At 63.3% G+C, this 20,490-nt stretch carries 19 protein-coding genes; 12 read left to right on the top strand and 7 right to left on the bottom strand.

All coding sequences use genetic code 11. From position 1 onward, the window contains the following. The first annotated feature begins 1 nt into the window (after position 1). On the top strand, positions 2-517 hold the full coding sequence (locus J2X53_RS02600) for a hypothetical protein (RefSeq protein WP_349035909.1): 516 nt from the start codon (positions 2-4) through the stop codon (positions 515-517). A 164-nt stretch (positions 518-681) separates the two neighbouring features. Then, positions 682-1,719, top strand: coding sequence for a cytochrome-c peroxidase (locus J2X53_RS02595; RefSeq protein WP_349035908.1), 1,038 nt, complete (start codon positions 682-684; stop codon positions 1,717-1,719). 42 nt (positions 1,720-1,761) lie between these two features. Here J2X53_RS02595 and J2X53_RS02590 read toward each other — a convergent pair whose 3' ends face one another. Continuing rightward, a complete protein-coding gene (locus tag J2X53_RS02590) occupies positions 1,762-3,747 on the bottom strand; it encodes an AsmA family protein (protein WP_349035907.1) in 1,986 nt (661 codons plus the stop codon). Positions 3,748-3,866: 119 nt separating this feature from the next. Beyond that, positions 3,867-4,889 (bottom strand): hydroxyacid dehydrogenase, encoded by a 1,023-nt coding sequence (locus tag J2X53_RS02585; RefSeq protein ID WP_349035906.1) that lies wholly within the window; start codon positions 4,887-4,889, stop codon positions 3,867-3,869. Between the two features lie 250 nt (positions 4,890-5,139). On the opposite strand from J2X53_RS02585, the gene rimO reads away from it, so the two are divergent. The 10 genes from rimO to J2X53_RS02535 all read left to right on the top strand — a co-directional run bounded on the left by rimO (position 5,140) and on the right by J2X53_RS02535 (position 16,245). Continuing rightward, the gene (rimO, locus tag J2X53_RS02580) at positions 5,140-6,525 is read left to right on the top strand and encodes a 30S ribosomal protein S12 methylthiotransferase RimO (RefSeq protein WP_349035905.1); all 1,386 of its coding nucleotides are present in this window, start codon (positions 5,140-5,142) and stop codon (positions 6,523-6,525) included. 232 nt (positions 6,526-6,757) lie between these two features. After that, positions 6,758-8,062 carry a UDP-glucose/GDP-mannose dehydrogenase family protein gene (locus J2X53_RS02575; RefSeq protein ID WP_349035904.1) on the top strand — a complete coding sequence of 435 codons (1,305 nt, stop codon included), beginning with the start codon at positions 6,758-6,760 and terminating at the stop codon, positions 8,060-8,062. A 5-nt stretch (positions 8,063-8,067) separates the two neighbouring features. Then, complete coding sequence (rfbC, locus tag J2X53_RS02570; RefSeq protein ID WP_349035903.1) at positions 8,068-8,634, top strand: dTDP-4-dehydrorhamnose 3,5-epimerase; 567 nt, start codon at positions 8,068-8,070, stop codon at positions 8,632-8,634. Beyond that, the gene (gene rfbB, locus J2X53_RS02565) at positions 8,631-9,671 is read left to right on the top strand and encodes a dTDP-glucose 4,6-dehydratase (protein WP_349035902.1); all 1,041 of its coding nucleotides are present in this window, start codon (positions 8,631-8,633) and stop codon (positions 9,669-9,671) included. Before rfbC ends, rfbB begins: the two co-directional genes overlap by 4 nt. After that, positions 9,668-10,522: a dTDP-4-dehydrorhamnose reductase gene (gene rfbD / locus J2X53_RS02560; protein WP_349035901.1), complete on the top strand. Its 855-nt coding sequence runs from the start codon at positions 9,668-9,670 to the stop codon at positions 10,520-10,522. The genes rfbB and rfbD overlap by 4 nt, the downstream gene beginning before the upstream one ends. Beyond that, a complete protein-coding gene (rfbA, locus tag J2X53_RS02555; protein ID WP_349035900.1) occupies positions 10,519-11,397 on the top strand; it encodes a glucose-1-phosphate thymidylyltransferase RfbA in 879 nt (292 codons plus the stop codon). Before rfbD ends, rfbA begins: the two co-directional genes overlap by 4 nt. Before the next feature lie 239 nt (positions 11,398-11,636). After that, positions 11,637-12,731: a polysaccharide biosynthesis/export family protein gene (locus J2X53_RS02550; protein ID WP_349035899.1), complete on the top strand. Its 1,095-nt coding sequence runs from the start codon at positions 11,637-11,639 to the stop codon at positions 12,729-12,731. 398 nt (positions 12,732-13,129) lie between these two features. Continuing rightward, on the top strand, positions 13,130-14,098 hold the full coding sequence (locus J2X53_RS02545) for a GDP-L-fucose synthase (protein ID WP_349035898.1): 969 nt from the start codon (positions 13,130-13,132) through the stop codon (positions 14,096-14,098). Between the two features lie 20 nt (positions 14,099-14,118). Further along, complete coding sequence (locus tag J2X53_RS02540) at positions 14,119-15,555, top strand: mannose-1-phosphate guanylyltransferase/mannose-6-phosphate isomerase (protein ID WP_349036288.1); 1,437 nt, start codon at positions 14,119-14,121, stop codon at positions 15,553-15,555. Between the two features lie 111 nt (positions 15,556-15,666). Beyond that, positions 15,667-16,245, top strand: coding sequence for a hypothetical protein (locus J2X53_RS02535; protein ID WP_349035897.1), 579 nt, complete (start codon positions 15,667-15,669; stop codon positions 16,243-16,245). Between the two features lie 22 nt (positions 16,246-16,267). Here J2X53_RS02535 and J2X53_RS02530 read toward each other — a convergent pair whose 3' ends face one another. The 5 genes from J2X53_RS02530 to J2X53_RS02510 form a co-directional block, all read right to left on the bottom strand. Next, the gene (locus tag J2X53_RS02530) at positions 16,268-17,173 is read right to left on the bottom strand and encodes a hypothetical protein (RefSeq protein ID WP_349035896.1); all 906 of its coding nucleotides are present in this window, start codon (positions 17,171-17,173) and stop codon (positions 16,268-16,270) included. A 92-nt stretch (positions 17,174-17,265) separates the two neighbouring features. Then, entirely contained in the window at positions 17,266-18,225 is a 960-nt protein-coding gene (locus tag J2X53_RS02525; protein WP_349035895.1) for a hypothetical protein, read from the bottom strand. A 185-nt stretch (positions 18,226-18,410) separates the two neighbouring features. After that, complete coding sequence (locus J2X53_RS02520) at positions 18,411-18,833, bottom strand: hypothetical protein (protein WP_349035894.1); 423 nt, start codon at positions 18,831-18,833, stop codon at positions 18,411-18,413. Continuing rightward, entirely contained in the window at positions 18,820-19,152 is a 333-nt protein-coding gene (locus tag J2X53_RS02515; RefSeq protein ID WP_349035893.1) for a hypothetical protein, read from the bottom strand. The genes J2X53_RS02520 and J2X53_RS02515 overlap by 14 nt, the downstream gene beginning before the upstream one ends. A 20-nt stretch (positions 19,153-19,172) precedes the next feature. Next, the gene (locus J2X53_RS02510) at positions 19,173-20,432 is read right to left on the bottom strand and encodes a DUF2793 domain-containing protein (protein WP_349035892.1); all 1,260 of its coding nucleotides are present in this window, start codon (positions 20,430-20,432) and stop codon (positions 19,173-19,175) included. Positions 20,433-20,490 lie beyond the last annotated feature (58 nt).

Genomic DNA, 20,490 nt, shown 5'->3' with positions numbered 1-20,490 from the left:
CATGGGGCGGGGCGGACAGAAAGAACCGCTTTACCGCAAGGTCAACACGCTGGCGCGCGGTGTCCGGCATCCCGGCGGCGGTGACTACCGCTGGGAGCGCCACACCAAGGCCGAAAAGACCGCCGAAGCCGATGGCGTGACCCGTGGCAAAATGCGCAAGAGCGGGCGTCTGGGGGCGTTTGACTATACCCCGTTGTTTCGCTTTCTGCTGTCCAGGGTCGGGCAGGACTGGCCCGCCGTGCATGCCGAAGCCGTATCGCGGCTGGACCGCGAAGAGCCGGTGTTCTGGATGGTCGCGCGGACGCAAGACGAGCGCCGCCGCCTCTTTGCAACCGGAGAAAGCAGCTATTTCAGCGGGTTGTTCGTGGATGACGCCAACCGTCTGGCTCTGGTTGATCCAGAGCTGTCGCCTGCAAACCTGCGCCCAGGCTGCGCCTGCTGCACCCATACGCTGAACGGCGTCCGCTTTGGCCTTGCCTATGATCCTGACAGCCCGTCAGACCTGACGCCGCGCTGATCCGCCGGATCGCGCGCGGACCAGCACCCGCCTGGCGGCGCGCGTTTTCCGGTCCCAGAACACACAGCCAGCATGATTGATTTAGAATTGATCCAGATCACGGACGCGTGTTTGGAATCGTTCTAAGGTTTCGGGAGCAACCTTATGACATACGGAGATATGGCATGAAACGAACCCTGATCCTTGCTCTGATGACCTCGGCCCTTGCCGGGCCGGTCATGGCAGATGCGCTGCGCGACCGCGCGGCGGATGAATTCAAACCCCTGCCCTCGACCATCCCGGCGGTCAAGGACAACCCGGTCACGCCCGAGAAGATCGAGCTTGGCAAAGCGCTGTTCTTTGATCCCCGCCTCTCGGCGTCGGGGGTGTTTTCCTGTGCGTCCTGCCACAATCTTGCGACCGGCGGCGATGACAACATGGAAACCAGCGTCGGCCATGGCTGGCAAAAGGGACCGCGCAACTCGCCCACCGTGCTGAACGCGGTCCTCAACGAGGCGCAGTTCTGGGATGGCCGCGCCGACGACCTTGCCGCACAGGCAAAAGGCCCGATTCAGGCCGGGGTCGAGATGGCGAACACGCCCGAGCAGGTCGAGGTTACACTCAAATCCATGCCGCAATACGTGACCTGGTTCACCGCCGCCTTTCCGGCTGAACCCGATCCTGTGACCTTTGACAACATGGCCAAGGCGATCGAGGCGTTCGAGGCCACGCTGATCACGCCCGCCCCGTTCGATTCCTGGCTGAACGGCGACGACAACGCGATGAGCGATGATGCCAAGGCCGGTCTGACCCTGTTCATGGACAAGGGCTGTTCATCCTGCCATTCGGGCGTCAACGTCGGCGGCCATGGCTACTATCCCTTTGGCCTGATCGAAAAACCCGGCGCCGAGATTCTGCCGCCGGGGGACAAGGGCCGTTTTGCCGTCACCGAAACCGTGGATGACGAATATGTGTTCCGCGCCTCGCCACTGCGCAACGTCGCTCTGACGGCACCCTATTTCCACTCCGGCAAGGTCTGGGATCTGGCGGTTGCGGTCGAGGTCATGGCCGAAAGCCAGCTGGGCGAACAACTCGCACCAAAGGAAACCGCGCAACTGGTGGCGTTTCTGGACAGTCTGACCGGCACATTGCCGGGCGTCACCTTGCCAGTGCTGCCCGCCGAGACGGCAGAGACGCCGCGCCCGTCGTCAGAAGTCAACTAAGCCCTTTGGGGGATACGGCAGGCGGCCGCAGGGCCGCCTGCTTCAGTTTCCGCCGCCCAGCAGCCGCTCCAGCAACCGCCCGGCTTCGGCGTCAATCGCCTCTTGCGCCCGGCGGCGGGCGGCGTCTTCCAGACTTTCGCCCTCCTGCCGAATGATGCCCAGTTCCTGCTCGGCCTTGCGCTCCAGCTCGGCCTTGGCCCGCGCCTCCGCCTCCTTGGCCTGTTCCTCAAACCGCTCCCGCGCCAAGGCCTCCAGATCGAGGCGAAACCGCGGACTGGCCCAGCTGCCGGTGATCAGCAACGGCACCATCACCCCGCCAGTCCCATCGACCGCCGCCAGAGCCACCGGGCGCAGCCGGTAATCCAGCGTGCGCGCGCCAAGGTTGACCTCGCCATTGCCGGTTGCGGTCACATAGGGCGCCTGAAACGCCAGATCACTGTTGCGGAGCACGCCGCCGTCGATGGTAAAGCCCGCCGTCACCGCCTCGAAAATCGTCTTCTGCCCTTCGCCGACAAAGCCCGCATCCAGCGTGCGCAACATTCCGGCAATATCCAGCCCGCGCAACTCGCCCTTGCCAAGGCGCAGATTGCCAGAGCCGGAAAAGCTGCGCATGATCGCATCGACCGAATTGCCGACGCCCAGGAATTTCAGCGCCAGATCGCCGGTTCCGATCAGCCGGTCATAGCCGCCCAGATCCATCAGCAAAGACTGCATCGCCAGCCCCGACAGCACCAGATCGCCGCCCACCGACAGCCCGTTGCGACCATTGACCACGAACTGCCCGCTGACCGTGCCCTGATAGGCGGCAATCTGGCGCAGATCAAACACCGCCCGCGCCCGGTCAATCGTGGTCACCACCCGCGTGGTGCCAAACTTTGCCACGCCCAGATCGACACTGTCCGCCGTCAGTGCAACCGACGCATCCATCAGCCCCAGAGCAGAGACATCAATCGGCGCGGTCGGCCAGCCATCGGCCTGCGTGCCACCGCGCGCGCCGCCGCCGATCTCGCCACCCGACCCGCTCATCGCCGCCGCCAGCGACAGCGCCCCGGCCTGCACCTGCGCTGACAGGTTCGGACGCACGCCCGCCGTGGTCAGGTCAGCATCCAGCGTCAGCCGGTTGTCATCCAGCGTCAGCGCCCCGCCGCGTAGGTGCAGCGACAGCGCGTCGGTCAGGGTCAGCTGCCCCGTCGCCTCCACCTTTTGCGCGCCCAAGCCCTGCGGCAAATCAGGCTTTGCCATCCCCGCCAACGCGGAGATGGCCGACAGGTCGGCAAGGTTTGCCACCAGGTCGCCCTCAGCCGCCAGCGGGTTCCACCCCGCCTGTCCGGCAAAGCGCAGATCAGCCTCGCCCGCTGTCAGCGCCAGATCGACGCCGACAAGCCTGCCCTCCAGAAAAGGTGCGAATTCTGCAACGTTGAGCCGGGTTTCAAACGGCTGTTCGTTCATGATTGCGTCAAAAGTGAAATCTGCCGCGCCCAGAAACGCCGGAATGCGGGCCTCACCGTTGACCGCGCGCAGCACAACCCGGCTGCCCGCGCCGTGATCGACAAAGGTAAAACGCCCGTCTGACACCTCGGCCAGATCCAGCGTGAACGGCGTGCCCTCGCCCGCCATCCCGGCCTCGGCGCTGCCACCGTCCTGCCCGCCGAACACCCAGTTTTCACGCCCGTCCCGCGCCCGTTCCAGCACCAACTGCGGGCCTTGTGCCGAAATCCCGGTGATCCTGACCTCGCCGCCCATCAGCGCCGCCAGATCCAGCGTGATGCTCAGCCCCTCGGCGCGCAGCATGTCGCCCTCAAGGCCCCAATCGGCATTCGACACCGAAACCGGCCCGGTCTGCACGCCCAGCGTGGGAAAGAAACTGGGCCGGACCGAGCCTTCGATCACCAGCCTGCGCCCGGTCACTTCGGCAAAGCGCTCGGCGGCAAGGGCAGCGATCCGCTCCGACGGGATCATGAACACCGCCGCCACCGCCAGAAACACCAGCAAAGACAAGGCCAGAACAGAACGGATCAACCAACGCATGATGACTGCCTTCCCCACGGGGTTTTCCCGATTCTACGCCGCAATGCGCCCGGCCCGCAACGCATCAGCACAGCCCCGCCGACGCGCGTCACCGCATCGGCGGGGCGCCGCCGATCGGGTCAGTTCACATTCACGGGCCGCGAGCGCATCCGCGCCACCGTCTCGCGCTCGGCCCGCTTGCACAGGTTGGGAGGCAGGCCCTTGTCGAGCAGTGCCATATCCTGCCAGACCATTTCGCCCATTCGCTGAAACGCCACATCCAGCGCCCCGGCCCGATGCGCCGACAGCAAAAACCCCGGCAGGCCGCGCACCGGATGATCCGGCGCCAGCGGTTCGTCGGGATACACATCCGAGGCCGCAACAATATGACCCGAGGCCACCGCCGCCATCAGCGCCGGAAAATCCACCACATCCGCCCGGCTCAGCAAGATAAACGCAGCACCCGGGCGCATCGCGGCAAAGGCCTCCGTTCCCAGAAAGCCCCGGTTCTCCGAGGTCACCGCAGCGGTGACAAACACCACATCCGATTGCGTCATCACTGCCTCCAGCGTGGCCGGCTCCGCCCTGGCCTCCACAATCCGCGCCTCTGGCAGCCAGGGGTCATGAATGCGCAGCCGGGGGCGAAAGCCCTGCAACACGCGCGCCATGGCCCGCCCCAGATCGCCAAAGCCGATGATCCCGACCTCTGCCCCGGTCAACAGCCGCGCCTGCGTATTGCCCGCCCCGCCCCAGGCCTCGCGCCCGACGCGGAAATCGGCATCGGCGCCGTGAATATTGCGCAAGAGCGACAGTGCAAATCCGAGCCCAATCTCGGCCACCGGCCCGGCAAACACCGCCCCCGTCGTCACCACATGGATGCCGCGCGCAAACACCTGATCATAAGGCATGTTGTTGATCAGGTTGGATTCCACATTGAAGATGCAGCGCAATGCACTCAACCGCGCCAGCGTCGCCTCAGCCAAGGGCGGTTGCCCGATGATATAGCGCGCCTGCTCCAGCACCGCATCATCCAGCCCCGGCAGGGCTTCGTCAGTGGTCTCCACCAGCCGGTAGCGCGCCCGCAGCTCTGCCAGCCGCTGCGGCGTGAAAATCAGCTCCAACGTCCTCGGCAACGGGCAGCACAGCACCAAAGGCCGTTCCATCTCCTGCATCCTCACCCCTCCCCTTTTGCCCACACCCTTCCGCGCCCGGTCCAAAACCGCAAGCCCCTTGCAATTGCAGCTTTCCCAAATACTCCCGCGCGGCGCGCATCCGACACCCACCCCACGCGGCGACACCGGCAGATCGAATCCCAAAAGACCCGCCGAGGGCGCCGGGGTGGGCGGGTGGGAGGCGCCTGAGGCGGGTCTTACCCCCTATCCGCCTGCGGAAAACACAGGTATAGACCGCGCCATGTCGCAAAATCCACCCAACCTCCGCCCTGATCTGGCCCCGCGCGCCACCTTTTCCGAGGTCCCCCGCCCCGGGCAGCCGACCATTGGCATGGTCAGCCTTGGCTGTCCCAAGGCGCTGGTCGATTCCGAACGGATTCTGACCCGCCTGCGGGCCGAAGGTTATGCGATCAGCCCCGATTACAAGGGCGCGGATGCGGTGATCGTCAACACCTGCGGTTTCCTCGACTCTGCCAAGGCCGAAAGCCTTGATGCCATCGGCGAGGCTCTGGCTGAGAATGGCCGGGTGATTGTGACCGGTTGTCTGGGCGCGGAGCCCGAGTATATCACCGGCGCGCACCCAAAGGTGCTGGCTGTGACGGGTCCCCATCAATACGAGGCGGTTCTGGATGCCGTGCACGGCGCGGTGCCGCCGTCGCCCGATCCGTTCATCGACCTGTTGCCCGCGCGAAGTGTCAGCCTGACTCCCCGGCATTACAGCTATCTGAAAATCTCGGAAGGCTGCAATCACAAATGCAAGTTCTGCATCATCCCCGACATGCGCGGCCGTCTGGTCAGCCGCCCCGCCCATGCGGTGCTGCGCGAAGCAGAAAAGCTGGTCGAGGCGGGGGTGCGCGAGCTGCTGGTGATCAGCCAAGACACCAGCGCCTACGGCGTCGACCGCAAGCATGACCTGTCGCCCTGGAAAGGCGGCGAGGTACGGGCGCACATCACCGATCTGGCGCGCGAAATGGGCAAGCTGGGGGCCTGGGTCCGGCTGCATTACGTCTACCCCTACCCGCATGTGCGTGACCTGATCCCGCTGATGGCCGAGGGGCTGATCCTGCCCTATCTGGACATCCCGTTTCAGCACGCCCACCCCGACACCCTGCGCCGGATGGCGCGCCCGGCTGCGGCGGCAAAGACGCTGGATGAAATCGCCGCCTGGCGCGCCGCCTGCCCCGACATCACCCTGCGCTCGACCTTTATCGTCGGCTACCCCGGCGAGACGGAAGCCGAATTCCAGACCCTGCTTGACTGGCTGGATGAGGCGCAGCTGGACCGCGTCGGCTGTTTTCAATACGAAAACGTCGCAGGCGCGCGCAGCAACGACCTGCCGGGTCACGTGCCCGCTGATGAAAAGCAGGATCGCTGGGACCGGTTCATGGAAAAGGCCCGAGGCATTTCCGAGGCGAAACTTGCCGCCAAGGTGGGCCGCACCCTGCAAGTCATCGTCGATGAGGTGGATGGCGACGGCGCCACCTGCCGCACCATGGCCGATGCGCCCGAGATCGACGGCAACCTGTTCATCGACGAGGGGTATCAGGCGCTGGTTCCCGGCGATATCGTCACGGTCAAGGTTGACGAGGCCGGGGAATATGACCTCTGGGGCCGGCTGATCCGCTGACCTCTGGCCCTGCCTCCCGTTGCGGCACCGCTTCCCAACGCTCTGTGTCATTCAGCGGGAATGCGCCTTTATGACCATTTCCTGCCTCACAGGTGCAGATTGCCGCACTTTCAGCCTTTTTTTGCCGCGGCATCGGGGATACCACCCCAGACATTGGCAGTGATCCGCACCGGATCTTAACAAGTGTGATACTGGACAAGCGGGCCATGGGCCGTTGTTCACGGAGGGACATATGAAGGTCGCAATGATTGGAACCGGCTATGTCGGTCTGGTTTCGGGAGTTTGTTTTTCAGATTTTGGCCATGACGTTATTTGCGTCGACAAATCAGCCGATAAAATCGCCCAGCTACAGGCCGGAATCATTCCGATCTATGAACCGGGCCTCGACACCCTGCTGCAGCGCAATGTCGAAGCGGGGCGGCTCCAGTTCACCACCGATCTGCAACAGGCGGTTGCTGGCGCCGATGCGGTGTTCATCGCGGTCGGCACGCCGACCCGGCGCGGGGATGGGCATGCCGATCTGACCTATGTGATGGCCGCTGCCGCAGAGATTGCCAATGCGCTGACTGGCTATGCTGTGGTGGTGACCAAATCCACGGTGCCAGTCGGCACCAACCGCAAGGTTGCCGAAGTGATCCGGCATACCCGGCCCGACGCCGAGTTTGACGTGGCCTCCAACCCCGAGTTTCTGCGCGAAGGTGCCGCGATTGACGATTTCATGCGCCCTGACCGGGTGGTGATCGGGCTGGACAGTGACCGCGCCCGGCAGTTGATGTCGGATATGTACCGCCCCCTGTTTCTGCGCGATTTTCCGATCGTTTTCACCGATCTGGAAAGCGCCGAGATGATCAAATACGCCGCCAATGGCTTTCTGGCGGTCAAGATCAGCTTTATCAACGAAATCGCCGCTCTGTGCGAACGGGTGGGCGCGGATGTGAAAGCCGTGTCCAAGGGCATGGGTCTGGACGGGCGCATCGGCAACAAGTTTTTACACGCAGGCCCCGGCTATGGCGGATCGTGCTTTCCCAAGGATACCCAGGCCCTTGCCCGGATCGGCCAGGAACATGGGGTGCCGCAGCGGATCACCGAAACCGTGATCACGGTGAACGCCGAGGTCAAGCGCCGGATGATTGACAAAGCGCAGGAGCTGTGCGGCGGCTCGTTCAACGGCAAGACCGTGGCCGTGCTTGGCGTGACCTTTAAGCCCAACACCGACGACATGCGCGAAGCACCGTCGCTGACCATCGTACCCGCCATGATCGGCGCGGGGGCAAAGGTGCATGTGGTTGACCCGCAAGGCCGGCGCGAGGGCGAGCATCTGCTGCCCAGCGTCGAATGGTTCGCCGATGCCTATGCCGCCGCCGAAGGCGCGGATCTGGTCATGCTGCTGACCGAATGGAATGAATTCCGCGCCCTTGACCTGAGCCGCCTGTCCGGTGCAATGCGTGTGGCCCGCATGGCGGATTTTCGGAATATCTATGAACGTGCCGCAGTGCTCGACGCCGGGTTTGTGGCCTATGATGCAGTAGGACGGTAGCCCGGATGCTTGACATAAAACCAACGTCGCTGCCCGGTGTCATGCTGCTGACGCCCCGGCGTTTTGGCGATGCCCGGGGCTGGTTCAGCGAAAGCTGGAATGCGGAACGGATGGCGGCTGCCGGTCTGGATTTTGCCTTTGTGCAGGACAACCATTCATTTTCCGCCGAACCGGGCACCCTGCGCGGCCTGCATTTTCAAAAGCCCCCCCACGCGCAGGACAAGCTGGTGCGCTGCACACGGGGCGCGATCTTTGACGTGGCCGTGGATATCCGCCGGGGCTCTGCGACCTATGGGCACTGGACCGGGGCCGAGCTGACCGCAGAGAATGGCCAGCAACTGCTGGTGCCAAAGGGCTTTCTGCACGGCTTTGTCACGCTGGTTGCCGATACCGAGGTGCAATACAAATGCACCGATGTCTACGCGCCCGATTGTGACGGCGCGGTGCTGTGGGACAGCTGCGGCATCGACTGGCCCCTGCCCGTCGCGCAGCCGGTCTTGTCCGACAAGGACCGCGCGGCCCAGCCCTTCGCCGCGTTCGACACGCCCTTCGATACAGGAACGACACCATGAAAATTCTCGTCACCGGCGGGGCCGGGTTCATCGGCTCGGCAGTGGTCCGTCAGGCGGTGGCGCACGGTCACCATGTCGTCAATCTTGACGCGCTGACCTATGCCGCCAATCCGGAAAACGTGGCTTCGGTCGCCGACTCGCCGCTCTATGCCTTTGAGCACGCGGATATCCGTGACCGCGAAGCCCTGACCCGCATTTTCAGCATCCATGCTCCGGATGCGGTGATGCATCTGGCGGCGGAGAGCCATGTCGACCGCTCGATCGACGGGCCGGGCGATTTCATCGACACCAATATCACCGGCACCTTCAACCTGCTGGAGGCCGCCCGCGCCTATTGGCAGGCGCAGGGGCGGCCGGATGGCTTCCGCTTTCACCACATCTCTACCGATGAGGTGTTCGGCAGCCTTGGCCCGACCGGCCAGTTCAACGAATCCACGCCCTATGACCCGCGCAGCCCCTATTCCGCGTCAAAGGCCGCCAGTGATCATCTGGTGCGCGCCTGGCACGAGACCTATGGCTTGCCGGTGGTGCTGACCAATTGCTCCAACAATTACGGGCCGTTTCATTTTCCGGAAAAGCTGATCCCGGTCGTGATCCTGAACGCGCTGCATGGCCGCCCGATCCCGGTCTATGGCAAGGGTGAGAATGTGCGCGACTGGCTCTATGTCGAGGACCATGCCACCGCGCTGCTGCTGGCGCTGGAAAAGGGCCAGCCGGGGCGCAGCTATGCCATCGGCGGCGAGAATGAGCGGCGCAACATTGATCTGGTGCGCACGATCTGCGCGTTGCTTGACGAAATGCGCCCGGACGGCGCGCCGCATGATCGGCTGATCACCTATGTCACCGACCGCCCCGGCCATGATGCGCGCTACGCCATCGACCCGACCCGGATGCGCGAAGAACTGGGCTGGTCGCCTTCGGTCACGGTCGAAGAGGGGCTGCGCCTGACGGTGCGCTGGTATCTCGACAATGAAAGCTGGTGGCGTCCGCTGCTCGACCGTCAGGGCGTGGGCCAGCGGCTGGGATCCAGGTCATGAAACTGCTGGTCTTCGGACAAACCGGGCAGGTGGCCCGCGCCTTGGAGCGGCTCGCGCCCGATGCGGTGTTTCTGGGCCGGGATCAGGCCGATCTGACCGACCCCGCCGCCTGCACCCGCGCGATTCTGGCGGCCCGTCCTGACGCGGTGATCAATGCCGCCGCCTACACGGCGGTCGACAAGGCCGAAACCGACGAGGCCACCGCGCATCTGGTCAACGCCCTCGCCCCCGAAGCGATGGCGCGGGCCTGCGCCGAGGCGAGTGTGCCGCTGGTCCATATCTCTACCGATTATGTCTTTGACGGCGCTGGGGACTCTGCATTTCTGCCGACAGACCCCGTGGCCCCGCTTGGCGCTTATGGCCGCACCAAGGCCGAGGGCGAGGCGCGGCTGCGCGCGACTGGGGCGACGCATGGCATCTTGCGCACCTCGTGGGTGTTTTCGCCCGATGGCAGCAATTTCGTCAAAACCATGCTGCGCCTGTCCGAAACCCGCGACCGGCTGACCGTGGTGGGCGATCAGGTGGGCGGCCCGACGCCGGCGGCGGCGATTGCGCAGGCCTGCCTGACCATCGCGGACCGGCTGCGTGACGACCCTGCCCTGTCGGGCAGCTACCATTTCTCGGGCGCGCCCGACACCAGCTGGGCCGGGTTTGCCCGCGCGATCTTTGATCTTTCCGGACGCAAGGTCGCGGTTGTGGACATCCCCACCGCCGATTACCCGACCCCGGCCCGGCGCCCGCTGAATTCGCGTCTCGATTGCACCACAAACGAAGCAACCTTCGGACTTGCGCGGCCAGACTGGCGCGCAGGTCTGCGGGACGCTCTTAGTGAACTGAAGGTATTGGCATGACACAGCGCAAAGGCATCATTCTGGCAGGCGGCTCCGGCACCCGGCTCTGGCCGATCACCATGGGCGTGTCAAAGCAGCTGCTGCCGATCTATGACAAACCGATGATCTATTACCCGCTGTCGGCCCTCATGCTGGCGGGCATCCGCGAGATTGCGATTGTCACCACCCCCGACGATCAGCCGCAGTTTCAGCGCCTGATGGGCGACGGGTCGCAATGGGGCGTGCGCTTTGAGTGGATCGTGCAGCCCTCCCCTGACGGATTGGCGCAGGCCTATCTGCTGGCCGAAGATTTCCTTGATGGCGCGCCATCGGCCATGGTCTTGGGCGACAACATCTTTTTTGGCCACGGCCTGCCCGAATTGCTGAAAGCCGCCGACAGCCGCACCACCGGCGGCACGGTGTTCGGCTACCGCGTCACCGACCCCGAGCGCTATGGCGTGGTCGGCTTTGACAGCACCGGCAAGGTGCAGGAGATCATCGAGAAACCGACCGCGCCGCCGTCAAACTATGCGGTGACGGGCCTGTACTTTCTGGATGGCCGCGCGCCCGAGTTCGCGCGGCAGATCAAACCCTCGGCGCGGGGCGAGCTGGAGATTGTCGATCTGTTGCTGATGTATCTGGCAGAGGGCAGCCTGCAGGTCGAACAGATGGGCCGGGGCTACGCCTGGCTGGACACCGGCACCCATGAAAGCCTGCTGGACGCGGGCAACTTTGTCCGCACGCTGACCGGGCGTCAGGGGCTTCAGGTCGGTTGCCCGGATGAGATTGCATTTTTGCTGGGCTGGATCACGGCAGATGATCTGATGCGCCGTGCCGAGGTATTCCGCAAGAATGACTACGGCAAGTATCTGCTGACCGTTGCGCAGCAAAACTAGAGCTGCCCAGGGAATAAGCGCTGGCAACCGGATCAAAAAAATGACCGGTTGTCAGGGGCTTGAAGCACGATGTTAAAGTGGGTCGCACCCAGTGTCTTCACGCCACCTGTAGTATGCCACAACACCCTGTGGACAACGTATTGATGATACTGTTCAGTCTGATGCTATGGCTATAGAACGTTTTTACAGAATCGATTGAGATGGGTGAGCGTAAGACAATGGTTGGGCGACTTCCCAAATTGGCTGTTATAGTGCTGGGCCTGTCGGTTCTTGCTGCCTGTTCGACCCCCCGGGGCGCGGCGCTTCAGAGTGAAGTTCTGCGCGGCCAGAAGGATGAGAACGCCGAATTCCAGGTTGTTGAGGTGACCCGCGACACGGTGGGTCAGGTTGCGCACTGGCCCCCGACCGGGTGGCCTGGCTCTTACCTGTGGCTGCCCAACAGTTCGGGCGCAAACAGCCCTTTGATCGCGTCAGGCGACAAGATTTCGCTGGTGATCTGGGATCCGCAGAACAATTCACTGATCGCGACGCAGGGCGAACGCTCGGTGGCGCTGCCCAACCTGACCGTATCGCCCGAAGGCACGTTGTTTGTGCCCTACGTTGGCGATGTGGCGGTGCGCGGCAAAACTCCCTCGCAGGTGCGGCAGGAAATCGAGACGGCTCTGGCCCCCACTGTGCCTTCGGCTCAGGTCCAGCTGACGGTCGAGGTGGGCCGCCTGAATTCCGTCGACATCGTCACCGGTGTCGGGCGCGCAGGCCCCTATCCCCTGATGGACCGCAACACCACGATCCTGTCGCTGATCGCACAGGCCGGTGGCATCGCCACCAATTTGCGCAACCCGCTGGTCCGCCTGATCCGTGACAGCAGGACCTATGAGATCCGTTCCGAAAGCCTGTTTTCGGACGGCTCGAAAAACGTTCTGATGAAGGGTGGCGACAAGGTTTTCGTTGAAGAAGACCGCCGCTACTTTACCGCCATGGGCGCCACCGGACGCGAAGAGCTGATCTACTTCGACCGCGAAGAGGTCAGCGCGATGGAAGCCCTGTCGCTGGTCGGCGGTCTGGTTGACACACGGGCGGACCCAAAGGGCATCCTGATCCTGCGCAACTATACCGCCAAATCGCTGCGCACGGATAGCTCGGGGCCACAAAAGACACAGGTGGTCTTTACGATCGACCTGACCAGTGCGGCGGGCCTGTTTGCGGCGCGGTCTTTCAAGATCAATCCCAAAGACACGATCCTTGTGACAGAGTCGCCGATGGTTGCCGCCTCTTCGATCATGGGGCTGTTTGGCTCTGCCTTCGGGCTGCGGAATCAGGTTACGTCGGAGTGACGGCCGGGATCTGGCCGCCACTCCGCTGCCCGACTGATCTTCATGACTGTTTTTCAGGCGCATAACGCAAGTTGGCCAATATTTCGCCACCCGGGCTGGCATCTTACGCAAACCACCGTATAAATTCAGGGCAGACAAGGGGTCAGCCCTGCAATGGCAGTCTGCGGCCGTGGCAGGTTCACATCTACAGCACGGAGGACGGTCACATCATCACAGTCCTTGCCCAAAGGGCAGCCGGGGCCACACCGTCACCTGCCCGGAGATCCAAAGCGGTGCCTCCGGCAGCGCAGGGGTTCGGCGACCATCGGTGGTGGGTGCGTCGTGCTGCGTATGCAGAGAGAGTCGGCCGTTTGATTTGGCTAAACTGATTGAAATTATCGTCACAAGGAAAGCGACGAATGAAAATTTATATCGCAGGTCACCGCGGCATGGTTGGTGGCGCGATCCTGCGCCGGCTTGAGGCGCGCAAAGCCGCAGGGGAAGACCTGTCCCTTCTGACCCGCACCCATGCCGAGCTTGATCTGACAAGCCAGCAGGCCGTGCAGAATTTCATGCAGGCAGAGCGGCCCGATGTGGTCATTCTGGCGGCGGCCAAGGTGGGAGGCATTCACGCCAACAACACCTATCCGGCAGATTTCATCTATGAAAACCTGATGATCGAATGCAACATCATCCATCAGTCCTTTGCCGCCGGGGTGACGCGGCTGCTGCAACTCGGCTCATCGTGCATCTATCCCAAAGCGGTGCCCCAGCCGATGCGCGAAGACGCGCTGCTGACCGGCACGCTGGAACCGACGAATGAACCCTATGCGATTGCAAAGATTGCCGGGATCAAGCTGTGCGAAAGCTACAACCGTCAGCATGGCGTCGATTACCGCTCGGTGATGCCGACCAACCTGTATGGGCCGGGCGACAACTTCCACCCGCAGAATTCGCACGTGCTGCCCGCCCTGATCCGGCGCTTTCACGAAGCGGCGCAAAGCGGTGTGGAAGAGGTGACGATCTGGGGTTCGGGCAAGCCGATGCGCGAATTCCTGCATGTGGATGACATGGCAGAGGCCTCGCTTTTCGTACTCGACCTGCCAAAGGCCGAGTATGACGCCAATACCCAGCCGATGCTGAGCCATATCAACGTCGGTTCCGGCACCGATGTCTCGATTCTGGAACTGGCGCAGATGGTGGCTGCGGTCACTGGCTTTACCGGGCGCATTACCACGGACCCGACCAAGCCCGATGGCACCATGCGCAAGCTGATGGATGTCAGCCGTCTGGCCCGCATGGGCTGGCAGGCGCGCATCACGCTTGAGGCAGGACTTGCCGAAACCTATGATTGGTTTCTGGCCAACCAGACAACATTTCGCAACTGACAGGTTTTTTCATGACAACGATCATTCATCCGGTGCTTTTGTGTGGAGGGTCGGGCACCCGGCTCTGGCCTTTGTCACGCAAGTCGTTTCCAAAGCAGTTTTCCCGGCTGACCGGCGAGGAAAGCCTGTTTCAGGGCGCAGTCCGCCGTCTGCTTGGGACCGGGTTCAGCGCGCCGCTTGTCATCACCGGCAATGATTTCCGGTTTATCGTCGTCGAACAGCTCGCCGCGATGGAAACCAGCCCGCAGGGTATTCTGATTGAGCCAGAGGGGCGCAACACCGCCCCCGCCGTGCTGGCCGCAGCCCTGCATCTGCAAACCACCCAACCGGGGGCGCTGCTGCTGGTCGCCCCGTCTGACCATGTGGTGCCCGATGCCGCCGCGTTCCGCGAGGCGGTGATGGGCGCGGCCCCGCGGGCGCTGGCGGGCGATATCGTCACCTTTGGCATCACGCCAACCCGGCCGGAAACCGGCTATGGCTATCTGGAACTGGCCCCCGGCTCTGATCCTGCGGCAAAGGTTCCGCAATCGTTGGCGCGTTTTGTCGAAAAGCCAAAAGCTGATCAGGCCGCCGAGATGATCGCCGCCGGCACCTTCCTGTGGAATGCGGGGATTTTCCTGTTCACCGCCGACACTCTGGTCAAAGCCTTTGAGCGCCACGCGCCAGAGGTGCTGACGCATGTCAATTCCGCCGTGCTGAATTCGGCACCCGATCTGTCGTTTATCCGGCTGGACCCGGCTGCATGGGCAAGTGTGCCTGATATTTCCATTGATTATGCAATCATGGAAAAAGCGACCAACCTTGCGGTGATGCCGTTTTCTGCCGGCTGGTCTGATCTGGGCGGCTGGGATGCGGTCTGGCAGGAAGCCGGGCCAGACGCTGCGGGCAATGTCGCCTCTGAAAACGCCACTGCGATCGGCTGCGAAGATACCCTGCTCCGTTCCGAATCGCCGCGTGTCGAGCTGGTGGGGATCGGGTTGAAAGACATCGTGGCCATCGCCACCACCGACGCGGTTCTGGTCGCCCACAAATCCCAGAGCCAGCGCGTCAAAGAGGCCGTCGCCGCCCTTCAGGCCAAGGGACGTTCGCAGGCCACCGCCTTTCCGACCGACCACCGGCCATGGGGCATGTTCGAAAGTCTGGTGATCGGCTCGCGGTTTCAGGTCAAACGCATTGTCGTCAAACCGGGTGCCGCGCTCAGCCTGCAGTCACACCACCACCGCTCCGAGCATTGGATTGTTGTCGAAGGCACCGCGCGCGTCACTGTCGGCGATGAGGTCAAGCTGCTGACCGAAAACCAGTCGGTCTATATCCCGTTGGGCGCTGTCCACCGGATGGAAAACCCCGGCAAGGTGCCGATGGTGCTGATCGAGGTGCAGACCGGCAGCTATCTGGGCGAAGACGACATCATCCGCTACGAAGATGTCTACGCCCGCGGACAAGGCGCCAAAGGCTGACACGGGCAAAATCGGCACAGGGCCACCGCTGGGCCCTGTGCTTGCAAGAATGCAGACGAAACTACGGCCCGACAGGGCCGCACCCCTCGGGTTCGCCAAAGGAAAGTGGGCATGACTCATTCCGTTATCGCTGAAACGACCTCGCTCTTGCGGCAGTTGCGCGAGGCCTCGTTCAAATGCATTGCCGAAGAAAGCAAGCATGTCTCGCACAACGTTTATTTCTGCTGGGACAAGGCGAATGGCAGCGCTGCGATTACCGTAAACTCTGCCGAAGGCCGCTTGCTCAACGCGGATATCGTGGTCACCGGCACGCCGGGATGGTTCACACTCAATTTCGGTCTGGGCTTTGGCCAGTTTCAGGCGGGCGATACTCTGGGTCTGGCCTGGTCACTCCAAAGCAGCCTGCAGACAAACCTTTACCCGTTTGTCCGGTCTGTCGTCGGCGACGACCGCCTTGATACCCAACTGGCCGACCCGATCCGGCTCAGTCAGACTCCGGGCCGGATTGTCCAGCTGCACACGATCCAGCCGCAGGATCCGTTGGCTTGGGCCAGGAATTTTCATACGCTGGTCATTCCGCTGCCCAAAAAGAGCTTCCGCCTTGATCTGGAAGATATGCGGCTGTTCCACGCCCCCCGGGGCTCCGGAACCGTGTCCCAAACACCGACGCTTGCGTCGCTTGCAATCTGAGCCGGGCCTGATCGCCCCGGCTTCAGAAGTCGATGCCGCTTTTTTCGACCGGGCGGAACTGCCGTGCCAGGCGCTGCGCCACATCGGAAAACGAGCTCCAGTGACTGGCCAGCATCATCGGGGCGGCGGTCAGCAGCATCAGATCCGCCAGCGCATATTGCAGCTGGCGGGCAGAGCGGTCAAAGCTGTCGCGCGGCAGGAAGCGGATCTTTGATCCGAAGTGATCCTGCAGTGCGGTATAGGTCGCCGCAAGATCAGCGGCCACAAACGCGGTCTGCGCGCCATTGGCAAACAAGCTTTCCAACCGCCTGACAAAGCGCGAAACATCGCTTTTCTTGCGCCATTCCACCAGTTCAAGGTGCCGCTCTGGCGGCCAGTTGCGTGCGGATTCGTAGGGCAGATGCTCAAACTCCGGCCCCGTCCCCATCCGGATATGCACGGCAATGTCAGAGGGGTGCGGAACCCGGGCAACCAGATCCAGCACCGCCTCTGACGGCACCAGAGATTGCAGAAATGCCTGCTCGCGTATCATCGTCACATGGGGGCTTTTCAGCGAATAGGCTGAACGGATGAACACATCCCCGCCCGCATCGCCCGTGCCAAGAATGAGGGCATTGTGGCAGGACCCCGGTTCGATTTCCATGTAGTTATAGCTCTGCGCCGCCAGATGCCGGAACACATCCGCCGTTTCATCCTCCAGCACCGGCCCCGGATAGCGCAGCAAGTCTGAAATCCGGGCCTCGCAATGGGCATCGGGCCGCCAGATCACGACCAACTGCCGCCCCGTCGATTCTGCAATCGCCGCAGCCGAGGCCATCGCCCGCAGCCGGTTGCACAGCCCGTGCTGCACATCGACAAACAGGTACGCTGCGGCCCGCATCAAAGCCGGGGCAGCGGGTTGCGTGTCTCCGGTTATGTCGGTTGGCATCTGGCCCCGGCCCTCTCGTCTTTCAGTCTGTGGGGAATCAATGCGTGCCAGCCGCCTTGCATCACACCCGGACTGTTCATCACAAGGTGGCCTTAACCTTTGCGCCCGGACCGGACGGCCCGCAGCGGCCGTGTGATGCGCCACGAACGCGAGCCATAAACGCGGTGCAGCTCATGTTCCAAACCATCGGCGCGGATACGTTCCTGTTCGGTTCGGTCAGCCGCCTGATCAGCCAGAAGAATACCGCTCAGCACAAACTCCCGCTGGACTGCCTTGGCCTGAATGTCATCCAGCTTGCGCTGAAGCGCCTCTGCTTTTGCTTTTTGCAGATTCCGGTCGGCCACGATCTCTTCGAGCTTTGCAAGCTCTGCCGACAGTCTTGCCTGCTCCGCCGCCTCAGCTTGGGCATTTGTATCCGCTGCCTCGCGCAGGGTTGTGGCGGCATGAAGCGCAATATGATCCCGCAGCAAAGCGGTTTCCTGCGTCAAGTCGGCATAGCGCGCCAATGCATCTTCACACAGGGTCATGTCAACCAGCGCCGCGCCTGCGCCACGGCGCAGGGCGGCAATCTCACCGGCGAACCGGCCCGCCTCGGCATCTCGGGCCAGCAGGGCCTCGGCCAGAACCATGTAAATCGCATCCGGCAGCGCCGGCACGTCGCCGCGAACCTGCGCCAGACTGCCCGGCGCGATCAGCGCCAGTGTTGCCGCATCACCCGATGCCACAGCCCGTGCATCAACCAGCCAGATCCGCCTCCGCAAGCGGCGGGCGGCGGTCAGCAGCGGAGCAATCTCTGATTTCCACGCAGCCAGTGCTGCCCCCGCCGACCCTGCCCTTTGCAGACAGCGTGCCAACGCCTCGACCGGATCGGCCAGCACCAGCAGCAACGGGCGTTCACCGTGAGCCGCCGCCGCTTCGGCAAGGTTGGACTTCAGCACCAGTTCCCGTCCGGGTCGTGCGGCCTCCAGCTGTTCTACAATCAGATCCGCCAATGGCTCATCCGGCAGGATGACAATCGCAAAATCCAGATCCATATCTGCTGTGACTGGCATGGGCATTCCTTGATGTACTTTATCAAATTATGAAAGCATTCGAACACGGGTTCCACCCCTATTCTTGCGCATTCCCTCCCAGACTTGCCCTTACAGCGGGTTCGGAGCAAGCGCTTTCCGCCCACTCCGATTCAGTTCATCCGTCCGGTGAAACAGCTTCGACACATCACCAGACGCAGTCGAGACTACAGACGTGCTTCCAACATCTCCAGAACCTGCGCCAGCTCCTCCGGCGTGCTGCAGGCCGCAAGCGACGCGCTGGCCTGACGCCGCAGACCGACATAGCGGGTCACTTCAGCCCGATACGCCTCGGCATGCGACAGGATCGAGCTTGCCAGCTGCATCACGGTCTCGCCACTCTGACCCGCCTCTGCCTCCAGCAAAGCCTCCTGTATCGGCGAGGCGGTTCCGGCCAGAACCGCCTCTGCGGCGGTTTCCTTTGCCGACCAGGTGAGCTGCTCGGCCAGGGGTATCCCCTCTGACAATGCCGCAGTGGCCGCCTCGATCAGCGCCGCCAGCCGCGCTGCCGCCTCGCTCCGCGCGACAGACAAGGCCGCAACCGCACGCGACTCCGCCGTTACCATCATCGAAAAATCAATCTTCGTCATTTGGCACATCCTGATTAAAATCAATAGCATAAGGCGGCAGCGCAACCGGGCCGCCCGTCACGCTCAGCGGTTCGGGCCAGCACGTCTCGGGCGGGGCGGATGCCCCGTGCGGCAGGATCAGCGGCACAATCAGTACGCCTGCGTCATCCCGGCTCACATCGCCCGCGATCCATGGGCTATTGATCGCATCACGCGGCAGGGTCGCGCCATCAGGCAGCGGGCCAAAGTCCAGTGCCTCGCCGTTGAGGGTGATGGTGTCACCCTGCACGCTGGCGGTCAGGGCTGTGTCCATACGGACAGGGGAAAAGGTAAGCTTCATCGCCATCTCCAGATGCAAAATCAGAACCAGCGGCCAATGCCAAGACTCCAGGCCTGAACCCCGCTGACAGAGGCAGACGCAAAGAGCCGGGGCACGGCGCTCGTTGCCGAGTTGTTGGCTTGCGGACCACCCCAGAGCGTAACCGTGGTATCCGTCGATTGGTGCATGACGAAGGGCACCGCCGAAAACGCCGCTGGCCAAAGGGTTGCAGTCCCGATCCCGCGAAACACCGAACCGGCAACCGTGGTCACATTCACAGTCTGCGCAACGGTGACGCAGATCTGGGTGCCATCGGCAAAACGCACATATTCGCCATTGGCATTGCCGCCCCGCTCGATCACCGCCCCGGTCGGCACCCCACTTGCGTGACTGACGGTGCCCAGAATGTTGCCCCGACGAAACGCCTGCGCCGGTCCGGCCCCCGTGCGCATCAGGCGGCCAGCGGTGACATCGGCATCGCTCTGCGTCACCGCCAGCCCCGTTACCGGCACGTCAATCTGACAGGCGCTGTTGCCCAGCAGCCAGCGCAAGACCCCGCCGGTCGCGGCTCCGATCTGGTCCGCTGCCGGGCGGAACAGTCCGGTGTCCACATCGCCTGCAAAGCCCAGCGCCGGGGCGGCGGCGCTGCCAGCCGACACCAATGCCCCGGCGGGCAGCGTGATCTGCCCGCTGCCCGGCGCCGCCAGCAAGGCATCAGCCCAGGCCGCTCCATCCGCACTGACCTTGATCGCAAAGGCATCAGACCCGGACAGCCCCATCTCGGCACGCCCGGACCAGTTGGACTGAAACAGCAGCGACGCAGTGTCCCCGGCAGCCGCCTTGTTGATCTTCAGCTGATGCCCGGCTCCGTCATGCGTCAGCAACGTCGCGGGCGACACCACCGCCAGCCGGTTCGTCGCGTCAAAGCCGGTGCCGATGCCCAGCCCGTCGACCTGTTGCAGCGGCAACCCGCCCCAGCCCCCGTTGCGATAGACCCGCATCGCCTCCGTCGTCCGGTCCCAGGCGCGCCACCCTTCACGCGGGGTGATATAGATCCATCCCCCCGCTGCCCGCATCGCCAAGGCACCGACATTTCCGACCCAGGCCCCGGTCGGCGCAGGCCCGATTCCCCAGATCTGACCATCGGAAAAACTGGCAGGCGGATCATTCTGGCCAACCGCCTCGATACAAAGCTGAACCACGCCATCCAGAACAAGCAGCGCTTCGTTATGGGTCACATGCTTTTGCGCCTGTGCCGGCAGAATATAGGGCATGACAAGGTTTTGCGTGGTGTCCGGCATTGCCGTGGCTCCTGGGTTCATTCTTGCGTTGAACAAACCCTAGGCGCGAATGGCCTAA

The organism is Pseudotabrizicola sp. 4114 (assembly GCF_031457365.1).
In the GTDB taxonomy this organism is placed as follows: domain Bacteria; phylum Pseudomonadota; class Alphaproteobacteria; order Rhodobacterales; family Rhodobacteraceae; genus Pseudotabrizicola.
The sequence above is the reverse complement of the archived record's forward strand: the minus strand, read 5'-3'. Positions and strand labels throughout refer to the sequence as shown.